This is a genomic window from Thermovirga sp., assembly GCA_012523215.1.
Classification (GTDB): Bacteria; Synergistota; Synergistia; order Synergistales; family Thermovirgaceae; genus 58-81.
Genome location: JAAYIZ010000030.1, coordinates 1 through 14,815, shown reverse-complemented (window position 1 = coordinate 14,815; position 14,815 = coordinate 1). Strand labels below are relative to the sequence as shown.

General features: G+C 56.5%; 12 protein-coding genes. All 12 read right to left on the bottom strand.

The window, feature by feature from the left end:
* Positions 1–994: uracil phosphoribosyltransferase (upp, locus tag GX108_01055; protein ID NLO55638.1), on the bottom strand; the 994-nt coding region annotated here is incomplete at its 3' end.
* Positions 995–1,087: 93 nt separating this feature from the next.
* Positions 1,088–2,029, bottom strand: a complete 942-nt coding sequence (meaB, locus tag GX108_01050) for a methylmalonyl Co-A mutase-associated GTPase MeaB (GenBank protein ID NLO55637.1) — start codon at positions 2,027–2,029, stop codon at positions 1,088–1,090.
* Positions 2,030–2,073: 44 nt separating this feature from the next.
* Positions 2,074–2,286: a flagellar biosynthesis protein FliR gene (locus GX108_01045; protein NLO55636.1), complete on the bottom strand. Its 213-nt coding sequence runs from the start codon at positions 2,284–2,286 to the stop codon at positions 2,074–2,076.
* A 137-nt stretch (positions 2,287–2,423) separates the two neighbouring features.
* Positions 2,424–3,395: a Gfo/Idh/MocA family oxidoreductase gene (locus GX108_01040; protein ID NLO55635.1), complete on the bottom strand. Its 972-nt coding sequence runs from the start codon at positions 3,393–3,395 to the stop codon at positions 2,424–2,426.
* A gap of 48 nt (positions 3,396–3,443) precedes the next feature.
* Entirely contained in the window at positions 3,444–4,253 is an 810-nt protein-coding gene (locus tag GX108_01035; protein ID NLO55634.1) for a polyphenol oxidase family protein, read from the bottom strand.
* Positions 4,250–5,581 (bottom strand): bifunctional folylpolyglutamate synthase/dihydrofolate synthase, encoded by a 1,332-nt coding sequence (locus GX108_01030; GenBank protein ID NLO55633.1) that lies wholly within the window; start codon positions 5,579–5,581, stop codon positions 4,250–4,252. The genes GX108_01035 and GX108_01030 overlap by 4 nt, the downstream gene beginning before the upstream one ends.
* Before the next feature lie 17 nt (positions 5,582–5,598).
* On the bottom strand, positions 5,599–8,280 hold the full coding sequence (locus GX108_01025) for a valine--tRNA ligase (protein ID NLO55632.1): 2,682 nt from the start codon (positions 8,278–8,280) through the stop codon (positions 5,599–5,601).
* Positions 8,281–8,307: 27 nt separating this feature from the next.
* A complete protein-coding gene (locus tag GX108_01020) occupies positions 8,308–8,970 on the bottom strand; it encodes a YihA family ribosome biogenesis GTP-binding protein (protein ID NLO55631.1) in 663 nt (220 codons plus the stop codon).
* Complete coding sequence (gene lon, locus GX108_01015) at positions 8,957–11,329, bottom strand: endopeptidase La (protein ID NLO55630.1); 2,373 nt, start codon at positions 11,327–11,329, stop codon at positions 8,957–8,959. Before lon ends, GX108_01020 begins: the two co-directional genes overlap by 14 nt.
* Positions 11,330–12,607, bottom strand: a complete 1,278-nt coding sequence (gene clpX, locus GX108_01010) for an ATP-dependent Clp protease ATP-binding subunit ClpX (GenBank protein ID NLO55629.1) — start codon at positions 12,605–12,607, stop codon at positions 11,330–11,332.
* Positions 12,608–12,759: 152 nt separating this feature from the next.
* Positions 12,760–13,338 (bottom strand): ATP-dependent Clp endopeptidase proteolytic subunit ClpP, encoded by a 579-nt coding sequence (gene clpP, locus GX108_01005; GenBank protein NLO55628.1) that lies wholly within the window; start codon positions 13,336–13,338, stop codon positions 12,760–12,762.
* Positions 13,338–14,657 (bottom strand): trigger factor, encoded by a 1,320-nt coding sequence (tig, locus tag GX108_01000; protein ID NLO55627.1) that lies wholly within the window; start codon positions 14,655–14,657, stop codon positions 13,338–13,340. Before tig ends, clpP begins: the two co-directional genes overlap by 1 nt.
* Between the last annotated feature and the right edge of the window lie 158 nt (positions 14,658–14,815).

Genomic DNA, 14,815 nt, shown 5'->3' with positions numbered 1-14,815 from the left:
GGTGCCTGTCGTGAACCTTTGCGACGCCCTCGGGCGCCGCGATAAGGCTGAGAAGGGATATCTTCGTTCCCCCCTTTTTCTTGACCAGGTCGATCGCGGCAACGGCGGAACCCCCGGTGGCGAGCATCGGGTCGACGATGATGATATCCCTCTCCCGGATATCTCCGGGTAATTTACAGTAATATTCGTGGGGCTCCAGCGTGTCGGGGTCCCTGTATATGCCTATGTGCCCCACCTTGGCATTGGGGATGAGCCGCAGCATGCCGTCGACCATGCCCAACCCCGCCCTCAGTATAGGAACGATGGCGATCTTCTTCCCGGAGATGGAGCAGGCCGTTGTGGTCGTAATCGGGGTTTCGACCGAAACGCGCTCCAGGGGGAGGTTCCTGGTGGTCTCGTAGACCATCAGCCCCGCTATTTCCTGGACTAGTTCACGGAAGACCTTCACCGAGGTATGCCTGTCCCTGATGACCCCGATCTTGTGCTGTATCAGGGGATGATCGAAGGTGACAAGCTTCGGTGAACCATCCGGTTTATTTCCCGTCGACGGATTTCCTTCCTCGAAGGCCACGATCTTCCCGACCCGAAGGGCGTGCCTTGAGCCCTGGAATTCGGCCGAGAGCCACGCCCTGACTATCTTGATTCCCGATTCGCAATCGGTCTTCCTTCCGCCGAGGGTCAATATATTCGCGTCGTTATGTTCCCTGGCGAGTCTGCCCGTCTCCTCGTCGTAGGCAAGGGCGGCGCGGACGCCCGGAATCTTGTTGGCGGCAATGGACATCCCGATGCCGGTACCACAAACCAGGATTCCAAGATCGAATTCCCTCCTGGCCACCCTGGCTCCCACTTCGAAGGCTACGTCGGGGTAATCCCAGGGTTTCTCCGATCCCTCGGCGCCGAAGTCTCCCGTCATAAGCGACGATTCTTTGAGTGACCCTTCGATACATTTCTTGAGGTGGAAACCGGCGTGATCCGAGCCGAGCGCGATTCGCATCCCTTTACCCCCTGTCATGGCATCATCTTGTTATGATATCACCCGCAAGCGGATCGGCGGGAAGTCCTTAACGTGGGCCACGATTTACACGCTTTATTGGTGAGAGAAAACCCTTGAGAGGAGATCGTCGGCCACGGAGTAGGGATCGGTCCTGCGCAAATCGAGATCCTCAAGGATGCCGGCGGTGATGTGATCGTCCCAGGCTTTTTCGGCGACCTTGGCGATCTCTCTTTTCACTATTTCCTCGACCTCCAGGCGGAGACGCCGGCGTTTTCTTCGCTTGCCCTCGGCGGATCCGGCCAGGTAGCGCTTGTGTTCCGATAGTGATTCGGCGGCATTTTCGATTCCCTCACCGCTTTCGGCGACGGTGGGTATCACCGGGGGCCGCCATTCCTTGCCTGCCTGGAGATCGAGCATGATATTGACTTCCCGGACGACCCTTTCCGAGCCGTCCCTGTCCGCCTTGTTCACGATGAAGACGTCGGCGATCTCCATTATGCCCGCTTTCATTATCTGGATATCGTCCCCCATGCCGGGAACCAGGAGCAACGCGACGGTATCGGCGATCTTGACGATATCGATTTCCGACTGCCCGACGCCGACGGTCTCGATCAGGACCACATCCTTGCCGCAGGCGTCGAGGATGAGCGCAGCTTCATAGGTCCCCCGGCTCAACCCGCCCAGGGAGCCCCTGGATCCCATGCTTCGGATGAAAACCCCGGGGTCCAGGCTGTGGCGCTGCATTCTGAGCCTGTCACCGAGAACAGCTCCTCCCGTAAAAGGGCTCGAGGGATCGACGGCGATGACACCGACGCTTTGGCCGGCGGCCATCATGGAGGATATCAGCTTGTCGAGAAAGGTGCTTTTCCCCGCACCTGGGCTCCCGGTGACACCTATCAAATGCGCTTTGCCGGTGCAGGGATATATGCTCTGCATGATCTGCCTGGAACGGTCCGTCTCGCTTTCTATGGCCGTTATGAGCCTCGCGATGGACCGGGGATCCCCCTGGAGGGCTTTTCCAATGATCCTGTCCAAGTTTTCGCATTCCCTTCTATCGTTGAATTTGCTTCACGGAGGGGTTACCTCTTCAGGATATCGACTCCGGCGAAGGAGTACATGCCGAGAGTTATGGCTGCCGCGAACAAAAATCCGAGCAGAACCCTCAGGTAGGTGACCCAAAGTGCCCCGCCAGGCCATTTCCCCGAAGATATATTCACTATCATCCTGGAAAGGAAAAGGCAGAGGACGAAAAGGAAGAGCGCCACCAGCGCCTGGATATTTACCGAGGACATGCCGCTACCCCCACTTTTGATGAATGGTCCACTCCCCGGTTCTGTATTGTAGCAGTAAAAGGAGGGGGATGTCCGGGAGGTCACCGACAAAAAAAGGCCGCCTTTCGGCGGCCTTGTCGATCTGTTCGCTCGGTGGCCTAGACCACTTCTGCGGCGTTTTGGGCCATCCGGACCGGCGTCTGGATCTGTTTAAGGATGGATATGGCCACTTCGAGGGCTCTTTTGCCGTCCATGATGCCCACCAGGGGCTGTTTCCCCTCCCTGACACAGGTTACAAAGTGCTGCAATTCCAGTTTAAGGGGCTCTCTTTTCGGAAATACCGGGTGCTCGATGACCTCCACAAGCCCGCATTCCTTCTCCTGCACGCAACGGTGGATTGATACGTCCTGGGTTTCATAGTTGACCGTGACAAACCTCTCCGGCTCCATTATCTCCAGTTGCCTCAGCCTTCTTTCGGAAACTCGGCTCACCAGGATCTGGGCCAGCGTTCCGTTCTCGAAGGCGATCTGAGCGGTGGCGATATCCTCTAGGGAAGACCTTACCGATCGGCCCATGGCCGAAATGGCCGATATCTCCGAATGAACGAGAGAGAGGATGATATCGATGTCATGGATCATCAGGTCCAGCACGACGCCCACGTCGCTTATCCTGGAACTGAAGGGCCCTATTCTCCTCGACTGGAGAAAAAGGGGTTCCTTGATGATGTTCCTCACATGCTGCACCGCGCTGTTGAATCGTTCGATATGCCCGACCTGGAGGACTAGGTTTTGGGCAGCAGCCAACTGCAAAAGCTCCACGGCTTCCTCAACGGTGGATGTGACCGGCTTTTCAATCAGCACGTGGATGCCGCTGGCAAGAGCTCGTTTCGCCGATTCGAAGTGCTGGACAGTGGGTACCACGACGCTGACCGCATCGGGCCTGGCCTGGCGGTAAAAGGTTTCAATATCAGAATAGAAGGGCACCCTCAGCAGCTCCCCGACGGCCGCGGCCCTTTCGAGGTTGGTGTCCACTATTCCGACGACATCGGTATTAAGCAGTTCCGTGTAGACCCTGGCATGGTGAAATCCCAGGTGCCCCACTCCTACCACGCCGACCCTAATCGGTTCCATTCGATAACCTCCCGCAACAATGCACAGGAACTTTTTTGCTGGACCCCTTCAAAACTTATTCTCCCACCAAAGAGTGGTTTTATGGAATCCTTCACGGAACCCCGCCAAAAGCAGGGATTTTCCTAGTCGATCACCTTTTCTGTAGGAATAGTAACCCCCGGAAGAACAACAGGTGCACTGGTCAATCCGTGTGATATTTTCTTTGGGAACCTTCATGTCATATAAAGTTGTAACAATCGCATCGGAGAGGTCAAAATAGGCAATGCCCTCTTCCACCCTCCAGGAGTTCCGGGGGATGCGTTTCAGGCCTTCTCGGGTCTTCGGATCATCCATTTCCCTTGAATAGCAGCAGGAGCCTATCCCGGGACCGATCCAGAAGTGAATATCCTCAAGGGACGTAAGACCGACGACCTTCATCGTTTCCTTCAGGGCTTCCCGCGTCACTCCCCTGGCGGTACCGATAAACCCCGAGTGCACGAGGAGGATCCAGGGCCGGGGCCGATCGCTTACGGCGACCACGGGGACGCAATCGGCGAACCTGAGGCTTCCAAAAACACCGGTACTTCTCACCAAAAGCGCATCGCCTTCCGGCCGGGCTGGAAGCGACATCGAGGGAAGGGCCTCGACCATCCTCGTGCCGTGTACCTGGGATGGAGCGACCAGGGGAATATCCTTTTCCTTTCCAAAGAGTTGCTGGGAAACCTTGGAAAGGTTGCCCCCGGTTTCTTCCATCAGCGGACCCTTGAGAAAAAGGACAACTGTCATAATGTCATCTAGATGGGGAGGCACCCGGTAGCGAATCATCCCCTGTCCCTCGATTGAAGTCTTCTCCCATCCCCAAATCGCGGCGTTTATCACCCTTGTCCTCCTTTCGCGTCAAGGAAGAGCTTGCTTTTCATCATGTAACCAACAAGGTAGAGGCTTCCGCAGATAATGATCTTTTTGCGCCTCTTTGAAATCTCAGCGAGGGCATCCATGGGATCCTCGAAGGAAAGGGTCTCGCATCTTTCGGCGTAGGGTCTGGCCATACCCAGGAGAAAATCGGGCTCAGCGGATCTTTCCATGCCGGGCACCCTGGTAAACGCCACCAGGGGGAAGGAACCGCAGATCCTGGCGACCATACTCTCGAGGTCTTTGTCCTTCATTGCCGTAAAGATGACAGCGTATTCCCGGGCTGAACCGAGTAGTTCAAAGGTATCGGCCAGCGCATCCACGCCCTGGGGGTTATGGGCTCCATCCAGGACCAGTTCGAGGTCCTGGTATCGGACTCTTTCAAGTCTTCCGCTCCACCTGGTCTTTTCCAGCCCCCGGACAGCGGTTTTCAGGTCGATCCTTGGGAACCGGGCGGAAAGGTTTTGAACCGAAAGAAGGGCCAGCGCGGTGTTCTCCACCTGGTAAATGCCGCCCAGGGAGGTCTTCACTGGGAGGCATTCTCCTCCGCGGATAGAAATCTCAAAAGCGTTGCCCCCGATGGAGACCTTCGGACTTCTAATTTTAACGGAACGAGATAGGATCTCACCGACGTTGCCGATGCTTTCACAACGTTTGAGGAATAAACCCTCCAGTTTCCTGGGTGTGCCTGAAAAAATGCTTCTGCCGCCGGGGCGCAGGACACTGAACTTTTCCCGGGCAATCTCTTCCAGGGTGTCCCCCAGGTACTGGCTATGGTCAAACCCTATGGAGGTAATGACCGTAAGGACGACGTCACTGACCATGTTCGTGGCGTCCAGCCTCCCGCCCATCCCGGCCTCGATGATGGCCACGTCCGGAGAAGCGTCGGCAATAACAGCAAAGGCAGCCGCCGTAAGCACTTCGAAGTAGGTTGGCCTGGAATCCGGGTCGTCCTGCGCACCCAAGGCCGACTCAACGCTGTCAAGAGCCCGAAGCAGCACATCGGAGCCGACGGGGACACCGGAAAAACGCAATCTTTCCGTTATGTCCACCAGGTGGGGACTTGTGTAAAGGCTCGTGGAATAACCAGCCTCCAGTAATAGGGACTCGATCATGGCCGAGACGGAACCCTTTCCGTTGGTACCTACCAGGTGAACGACGGGGAAAGACCTCTCGGGATGCCCCATTTTAGCCAGTAACGCAGCGATTCGGGATAATCCCGGCCTGATGTAGGGGGAAGACATATTCTGAAGCCGGTTCTCTACCATATCCGACGACACGGAAACCCCATTCATCATGGTCGCCCCGTCATTCATTCAGCTAGATTTCGCATGTTTCTTTCTATTACCTTGATCTTTTCTTCCGTCTCCGAGAGCCTTTGCCTCTCCTGGTCGACGATACGGCCGGGGGCGCGTGAAACGAAGGAGGGGTCGTCGAGCTTGCCCCTGGAGCGGATAAGATCCTTCCGGGCTTTTTCAAGTTCCATGGTGAGCCTGGCCATCTCCGCCCCGGTATCGAGGTTCCGGTCCACGAAAAGGAAAACCTCTCCAAAACCGGCCACGGACATTATCGTCCCCGTCGGCCTGCTCCTTTCGTCTTCGCCGAGGCTGACCTCCCTGACTCGACACAACAGGCTGAGAAGATCGGCGTTGGAACGGATGACCTCCCCCACTTCCGCTGGGGTGCCTTCCGAAAGCAACACCCGTGCCTCCCGTGCTTCCTGGCGGGGGTGAAGCCCCGCTTCGGCTCTCAGGTTTCGGATACATTTCACCAGGTCCTGGAAAATATCCATCGAATCTACGGGTTCGAAAGCAGGCGTTTTAACTGGAGGAAGAAGTTCCGGCCATCCCTTTTCTTCAATCAGCGCACCCCCGCCGAAGTCGAACCGGTCCCAGAGCTCCTCCGTGAGGAAGGGTATGAAGGGATGCAGCATCCTTATCGTACCGTCGAAGACCTTGGCCAGGATGAACCTGGTGCTTGCCTGCCTTTGAAGTCCCTCTTCTCCTCTCAGGGCGGGTTTGGCCATTTCCAGGTACCAGTCGCAGAGTTCGTTCCAGACAAACTGGTAGAGGGCCCTTGCCGCCTCGCCATAGAAATAACCCTCCAGTTCGCCTTTTACCTGGTCGTTGACCTCGTTTAACCTCCGAATAATCCACCGGTCGTGGATCCTTAGGCTCTCGTCATCCCGAAGGGGCTGGACCCCCCTCCCCCCGATGTGGGAGAGGGCCAGTTTGCTAGCGTTCCAGATCTTGTTCATGAAGAGCCTGTTGCTCTCGATCCTTTCGGGGCTCAGGAAGATATCCCTCCCCTGCACGGTGAGGCTTGCCAGGGTCATCCTGAGAGAATCGGCGCCATACTCGTCGATTATCTCCAGGGGATCGATGACATTGCCCTTGGACTTGCTCATCTTCTGGCCCTCCTCGTCTCTGACAAGGGCATGGATGTAGGTTTCGCCGAAGGGCTCCTTCCCCATGAACTTGAGGCCCATCATTATCATCCGGGCAACCCAGAAGAAAAGGATATCGAACCCGGTCACGAGCAGGCTCGTGGGATAAAAGGTTTTCAGGTCGTCGGTGTCGTCGGGCCACCCCAAGGTCGAGAAGGGCCAAAGAGCGCTGCTGAACCAGGTATCGAGAACATCCTCATCCTGGTGGATATTGGGGCTGCCGCAGCACTCGCATCGATCAGGGTCTTCTTCTGAAACGGTGACTTGACCGCAATCGTCACAGTACCAGGCGGGTATCCTGTGGCCCCACCACAACTGCCTCGATATGCACCAGTCCCTGATATTTTCCATCCAGTTGTTATATGTCCCGACCCATTGTCCCGGGATTATCTTGATCCTGCCATCCCGCACGGCTTCTATCCCCGGAGCGGCCAGAGGCGCCATTTTTACGAACCATTGCTCCGAGAGGTGAGGTTCGATGACCGTACCGCACCGGTAGCAGTGCCCGACCGCGTGATCGTGCTCCTCGATCCTCTCGAGGAGACCCTTTTCTTTCAGCAGGGAGACCATTTTCTTCCTGGCCGCGGTCCTTTCCTGGCCCTCGAAGAGTGCCCCCGCTTCCCTGCTCATGCAGCCCTTTTCGTCGATGACCTGGATGGTTTCAAGACCATGTCTCTGGCCGACGAGAAAGTCATTCGGATCATGGGCCGGCGTGATCTTTACAAGGCCCGTGCCGAAACCCGGGTCGACCATTACATCCTCGATGATGGGCACGACCCTGTCGATAACCGGGACGATCACCTTTTTGCCAGCGAGCGCCCTGTGTCTTTCATCGCGAGGATGCACCGCCACCGCCACGTCGCCGAGGATCGTTTCGGGCCGCGTCGTCGCGACGGTAACAAATCCGCTTCCGTCATCAAAGGGGTATCGCACGTAAAACAGGGAACCTCTTTCATCCCCGTGCTCGACCTCGAGGTCCGACAGGGCCGTGAGACACCGGGGACACCAGTTCACGATATAACTCCCCTTGTAGATGAGGCCTTCCCTGTAAAGTCTCACGAAGACGGCCCGGACGGCCCTCGATAACCCCTCGTCCATCGTGAAGCGTTCCCGGTCCCAATCGCAGGAGGCTCCAAGCCGCTTCAACTGGTTTATGATCCTGTCGCCGTATTCCCTCTTCCAATCCCAGACCTTTTCAACGAACTTTTCTCGACCGAGATCATGCCTCGATACGCCCTGGGAAGCCAGGGATTTCTCGACCACGTTCTGGGTTGCTATGCCGGCATGGTCCGTCCCGGGAAGCCACAGCACGTTGAAACCCGCCATCCTCATGAAACGGCATGAGATATCCTGGAGGGTATTGTTGAGGGCATGCCCCATGTGGAGGGAACCCGTCACGTTCGGGGGCGGTATGACCACGCTGAAATGGGGCTTTTCGCTATTGGCTATACCTTTGAACAGTCCCTTTTCGTTCCAGACCCGGTACCATTTGCCCTCAATGGGCGCGGGGTCATAGGATTTGCCGAGCCTTTCCTTGGTCGATGCCATGATGATGCCTCCTTGGCCGTACGGGCGTCATTTTAAAAAAGCGGATCCTTCTCTGCCGCGGCGTTGCCCTTGCGGCCTGGACGCTTCGATGTCTTCCAGGTAGGACTCCAGGAAAAGGACGAACTTCTCGGCGCCCCAATCCTTTTCCATGGAAACCAGGAAGGGTTCGACCACTGATGATGTCGGGGGAGCCGAATATTGCTTCAGGAGTGAAGCCCATCTCCCCCTGGATATTTTGTCGATCTTGGTGAAGACCACCTGGACGGGTATCCCGTGACCCGTCGCCCACTCCTGGAATATCCTGTCATTTTCGAGCAAACCATGCCTGAAATCAACAAGGTGAACGAGGAGAACGAGGTTATCCCTGTGGATCATGAACTCTTCGATGAGTTTTGCCCAGGCCGCCCGCTCCGAGCGGCTCCTGCTGGCAAAGCCGAACCCGGGCAGGTCTACCAGGGTAAAACCCTTCCCGGCGTTTACCTTGAAGAAATTCGCGCTGCGGGTCTTTCCCGGTGTCGAACTGACCCGGGCCAGGGGTTTCTGTATCAACCCGTTGATGAAGGTGGATTTCCCCACGTTGGACCTGCCCGCTAAAGCGACCTCCAGGCCCCGGGAGGGTGGAAACTGGCGCACATTGAAGCAGGTCGCCGTCAGGGAAGCCTCCCACTTTTTTCTATTAATGCTTGTCATCGTCCTTCTCTCTGGTCATGGAACGGCGAAAAACCTCTTCCAGGTCGTTGACAAAGACCAATTCCAGCCCTCGCAGGACCCAGCGGGGCATCTCCCCCGCCTCCAGGCGGTTGCCTTCAGGCAGTAAAACGGTCTTGAAGCCGTACCTTTTGGCCGCCAGCACCTTCTCCCTTATCCCGCCCACGGGCAGGACATCGCCCCTCAACGTAACCTCCCCGGTCATCGCGATATCGTTCCGGACCGGCTTCCCGGAGAGGGCGGAGTAGATCGACACGGCCAGCGTGATCCCGGCGGAGGGTCCATCCTTTGGTATGGCCCCCTCGGGAACATGGACGTGGATATCGGTCTTGTCCCAATTTATCGAAGATATGCCCAATTCCTCGCCGTGGGCCTTGAGGTAACCAAGGGCCGTCTGCCCGGATTCCTGCATTATCTCCCCCAGGTTCCCGGTGAGGACAATGTCTCCCTTCCCCGGGATCCGGACGCTTTCAATGACGAGGATGTCTCCGCCTGTCTCGGTCCATGCCAGGCCCACCGAGGCACCGATCTGATCCGACACGGGAAGGTGCACTCCACCGGTATGGCGAGGGACGCCGAGCAGGGGCAGCAGATCCGAGGGCGCCACGGTGAAGGTTTTCTTTTTGGCGCGGCCGCTCATTTCTTCCGATTCCACGATCCTGCGCGTGATCTTCCTGGCCACCTTGGAGATCTGTCGCTCCAATTCCCTGACCCCGGCCTCCCTCGTATATTCAGATACGATTCTCTTGATCGAGGCCGGAGTGAACCTTATCTGCCCCTCCTTGAGGCCGTGCTCGTAGAGGACCTTGGGAATGAGGTGTTTTTTTGCGATCTGTAGTTTCTCCTCGGTCACGTAACCCGGGAGTCGAATGACCTCCATACGGTCCAGTAACGCCCTGGGGACAGTATGGGTCGTATTGGCCGTCGTAATGAAAAGGACATTCCCCAGATCGAAGGGGACTTCGAGAAAATGGTCGGTGAAGTTGTCGTTCTGCTCCGGGTCGAGCACCTCCAGCAGCGCCGCCGCAGGGTCGCCGCGAAAATCCTGGCCGATTTTGTCGATCTCGTCCAGGAGCATCACGGGATTGCACGTCCCGGCCTGCCGGAGTTTCTGGATTATCCTTCCTGGCAGGGCACCGATATAGGTCCTCCTGTGGCCGCGGATCTCCGCCTCGTCCCTTATCCCACCCAGGGACATGTTCACGAACTTTCTTCCCGTCGCCCTGGCTATGGAACGCCCCAAGGATGTCTTCCCTACGCCCGGCGGGCCGGCGAAGCAGAGGACCTGCCCTTTCAGCCTGCCCTTGGCGTGCTTCCTCACGGCAAGGTACTCCAGGATCCTCTCCTTTGCCTCTTCAAGGGCGTAATGGTCCTCGTTAAGGACATTTTCGGCGAGGGTAATGTCCATCCTCTCCCGGGTCCTCTTCCCCCAGGGAAGGTTCGTGATCCAGTCTAGGTAGGTCCTCACCACCGTGGCCTCGGCAGACATGGAGGGCATCTTGGTCAGGCGGTCCAGTTCATGAAGAGCCTTTTTCCTGACCTCATCGGACATCTTCGATCGGTGGATCTCTTCCCGGAGATTGTCAATCTCCGAGAACTCATCCCCCTGGCCCAGTTCATCCTGGATGACCTTCAGTTGTTCCCTGAGGTAATATTCTTTCTGCCCTTTTTCAAGTTCCTGCCTGACCCTGTCGTGGATAGAACGTTCCATCTCGAGGAGTTCGGTCTCCCTCAGGAGGATTCTGATCATGATCTCGAGGCGCTTCGGCACATCCCATGTCTCCAGGAGTTGCTGCCTTTCCTGTATGCGGACCGTGAGGTGGGATGCCACCAGGTCCGAAACCTGGCCTGGATCCTCCACGGCTGTCACCGACATCAGCACCTCGAGAGGGATCTTGGGGTGGAGGGTCACGTACTTGTCAAACTGCGCCAGGAGGGTTCTTTTCAAGGCTTCTACTTCGGGTCCCCTTTTCAACTGGGGAATCTCGAGGACCTCGGCTTTCGCAAAAAAGGTATCCCGTTCCAACTCCACCTCAAGGATAGAGGCCCTCGAAACTCCCTCGACCAGCACCTTCGTCGTCCCGTCGGGAAGCCTCAGCATCTGCAGGACTGTCGTGATGGTGCCGACTTCGAAAAGATCCTCCGGTTCAGGGTCCTCCACATTCATATCCTTCTGGGCTACCACGAGGACGGTCTTTTCGTGGAGCATGGCCTCTTCGAGGGCCTTGAGTGATCGGGGTCTGCCCACGAAGAGCGGCACGATCACGCCCGGGAAAAGAACAAGATCCCTTACGGGAAGCAGCGGCACCTTTCTTTCGGGATCTCCTCCAGAGTAGGACAATTAGGCAACCTCCCCGTCCTTGGCGAAATCGAAGATCGGAAGACCCTTTCCATCGATCATTTCCTGGGTGACCACTACCCTGGAGAGACCGTCCGTTCGTGAAGGGAGATCATACATCAGGTCAAGCATGGTCGACTCCATGATGGTCCTCAGGGCCCTGGCGCCGGTATTGCGCTCACAGGCTTTTCTCGCAATGGCCCTGAGGGCCTCGGTGGTGAATTCCAGTTCTACCTTCTCTATCCTGAAGGCCTTCTGGTATTGCTTGACCAGAGCGTTCTTCGGCTCCGTCAGGATCCTGATCATCGCGTCCTCGTCCAGTCCCTCCAGGGCCGCGGCAACGGGTATCCTTCCCACGAATTCGGGGATGAACCCGAAGGTCATCAGGTCATCGGGCTGGACCTCCTTCAATATCCTGTAACGGTCCTTCTTGTCGCTCCGGGCGACCTGGCCGCCGAAGCCAATTATCTTCCTGTTGATCCTCCTGGAAATGATGGTCTCCAGCCCCTCGAAGGCCCCCCCGCATATGAAGAGGATGTTCCCTGTGTTCATCTGGATGAACTCCTGGTGAGGGTGCTTTCTGCCGCCCTTGGGAGGAACGTTGGCCTCGGTGCCCTCGAGTATTCTCAACAGGGCCTGCTGCACGCCTTCCCCCGAGACGTCCCTCGTTATGGAGACCGATTCGGATTTTCTGCCGATCTTGTCGATCTCGTCGACATAGATGATCCCCTTCTCCGCGGCGGGCACATCGTAATCAGCGGCCTGGAGAAGCCTCACGAGTATATTCTCCACGTCCTCTCCGACATAGCCGGCCTCGGTAAGGGTCGTCGCGTCGGCCATTGCGAAGGGAACTCGTATCGTCCTCGCCAAGGTCTCGGCGATAAGGGTTTTGCCCGACCCGGTGGGCCCGATCAAGAGGACATTGCTCTTTTGCAGTTCCACACCGTCGTCCTCAACAGCGCAGGCTATCCGTTTATAGTGATTGTAAACCGCCACCGAAACCACTTTCTTTGCCTGCTCCTGGCCGATGATGTACTGGTCCAGGGCCGCCTTTATCTCCTTCGGTTTGGGCAGGTTCTCGAGTCCCTTATCCGCGGCGGTCTTAACAGAGGGCCCGTCCTCCTCCTTTATTATCAGGTTGCAGAGGTGGACGCATTCATTGCAGATATAGACCCCAGGGCCCGCTATCAGTTTCTGGACCTCTTCCTGCCTTTTCCCGCAGAAGGAGCACTTGGCTTCCCTTCTCGCGCCTTTGACACCATTTCTACCGCTCTGGGACACCTGTATCCCTCCTTGCTCATCGCCACTAGCACTTTCTTTCCCTATCTTTCGTCAACTATGTTACTGCAAAAGGGACGGTTTGGAACATAAAAGGGAGCGCCTCGGGAGGGCTCCCTTCCATTTCGGACTTCTTTTATATTAATTGGAGCCGCTCACCTTTCGGCGATGACTTTATCAATTATACCGTAATTAAGGGCTTCTTCGGCAGACATGTAAAAATCACGGTCCGTATCGGCCTCGATCTCCTTCTCCGTCCTGCCGGTATGCTTTACAAGTATCTCGTGGATCCTTTCCTTGAGCCTCATGATCTCCCTGGCGTGGATCTGTATATCTATCGCCTGGCCCTGGGCTCCACCCAGGGGTTGATGAAGCATTATTCTCGAACTCGGGAGTGCGATCCTCTTACCCGTGTCGCCGCCGGCAAGCAGCACGGCCGCCATACTTGCCGCCTGTCCCACGCATATGGTCGAGACGGGGCACTTGATGTACTGCATCGTATCGTAGATTGCCAGGCCTGAAGTGATGATCCCTCCGGGGCTGTTGATATAAACATTGACGTCCTTGTCGGGGTTATCGCTCTCCAGGAACAGGAGTTGGGCGACCACCAGGTTTGAAAGGTGATCGTCGATGGTTTCCCCGATGAATACAATTCTGTCCTTCAGGAGGCGGCTGTAAATATCATAGGCTCGCTCGCCCCTGCCGGTCTGTTCTATGACCATCGGAATCAACATCAGGATCCCTCCTTTTCGGATTTCAGCTCTTCCGTCCTGTCGAGAGGACTCTCTCCAGTCTCTTCCCTGACGATCACTTTTTCCATCAGTCTTTTGGCCGTTTTCCTCATCCTGACCCGGTGGACCAGGTCACCGAGATCATCGGAGCGCTTCGAAAAGAACTCCTTGATTTCGTCCCTGTCGACATTGAAAGAACGGGCCATTTCGTCGAACTCGGTGTCGAGATCATCCTTTTCCACGTGGATCATCTCCCTTTCGGCCAGGGCATCCATGACCAGGGACCGCCGGACGATCTCCCCGGCTCCCTCGACGGCTTCCGCCTCGAACTTGTCCCTTTGAAGACCCTCTTCGGCGATATATTCCTCGAAGGTCTTACCCGTTCTTTTCTTTACGTTTTCGTACAGGTCCTGGAGGATTCTGGCTTTTTGCCTCTCCACCAGGCTGTCGGGTACATCCACGTGAGACTTCTCGGCCAGCAGGTCGAGGGCATCCCTTTCAGCCTTTTGCAGGCTTTCCGCCAGGATATTTTCCTGTAGCTTCTCTCGAATTTTCGCGCGAAAACCCTCATCATCGAGGTCCGATTGGCCGACGACTTTTTCATAGAAGGCCCCGTTCAACTCGGGCAATTTCTTTTGGGCCACCGATAGGACATCTATTTCGTAATGCAATATCCTTTCATCGGAACCATCCCTGGGGGGTATCTTGACGTCGACCTCTACCTTGTCGCCGGGGGTCTTCTCCAAAAGCGCCGAAAAAAGCTCTTCGGGGAGGGCCTCCCGACTTAACTCCACCATTGATTTCTGACTGTCGCTTTTCTCGGAAGCCTCCCCGGGTGAATCCTCAAAAAGAGCCATGTCGTACACGACCTCGAGGAGGTCGCCCTCCCTGGAGGGCCTGTCGGTGACGGGTTCCCTTTCCGCTGCGCTGTCGCGCAAGGTTGATATGGCCTCGTCGACCATGCCCGGCGTGACCGCGACGTTCTTCCGGATCACCTCCAGGCTGTCGAGTTCAGGCAGTATAACCTCGGGCATGGTCTCGAAAACAAAAGTCATCACCAGAGGCTCACCGGCCTTGACGTCGTCGACATCGACCGAGGGTTCCGAAATAAGATCCAGTTCGTACTCCTTCACGATGTTTTCGATCACGTCGGGGATCATTTTCTCGAGCGTTTCCGCCATTATCGCCTTGGTCCCCAGGTACATCTGGAGAACCTTCCGCGGAACGTGTCCTTTCCTGAATCCCTTGATGTTCGCCTTGGCCCTCATCTCCTCCAGGGCTTCTTCCATCTTGGCTTGGAAGGGTTTCTCCTCGATTTCCACCTTGATACTGTTTATATTCTTCTCTTGCGAAACGATCTCTTAGCGCAACGATTTACACCCCTTCCCCTGGCCGGCGCCACCGGTGAACGATGTTTTACAAAACAGGAACCCCTTGGCGCTCCAAGGGGTTCCCTGAGGGAAATGCGATGAACAGCCGC

Coding starts and splice junctions, on each gene's coding strand:
- GX108_01020 (NLO55631.1), bottom strand. CDS start 8,970: ATGACAAGCATTAATAGAAAAAAGTGGGAGGCTTCCCTGACGGCGACC.
- GX108_01045 (NLO55636.1), bottom strand. CDS start 2,286: ATGTCCTCGGTAAATATCCAGGCGCTGGTGGCGCTCTTCCTTTTCGTC.
- GX108_01030 (NLO55633.1), bottom strand. CDS start 5,581: ATGAATGGGGTTTCCGTGTCGTCGGATATGGTAGAGAACCGGCTTCAG.
- GX108_01040 (NLO55635.1), bottom strand. CDS start 3,395: ATGGAACCGATTAGGGTCGGCGTGGTAGGAGTGGGGCACCTGGGATTT.
- GX108_01025 (NLO55632.1), bottom strand. CDS start 8,280: ATGGCATCGACCAAGGAAAGGCTCGGCAAATCCTATGACCCCGCGCCC.
- clpP (NLO55628.1), bottom strand. CDS start 13,338: ATGTTGATTCCGATGGTCATAGAACAGACCGGCAGGGGCGAGCGAGCC.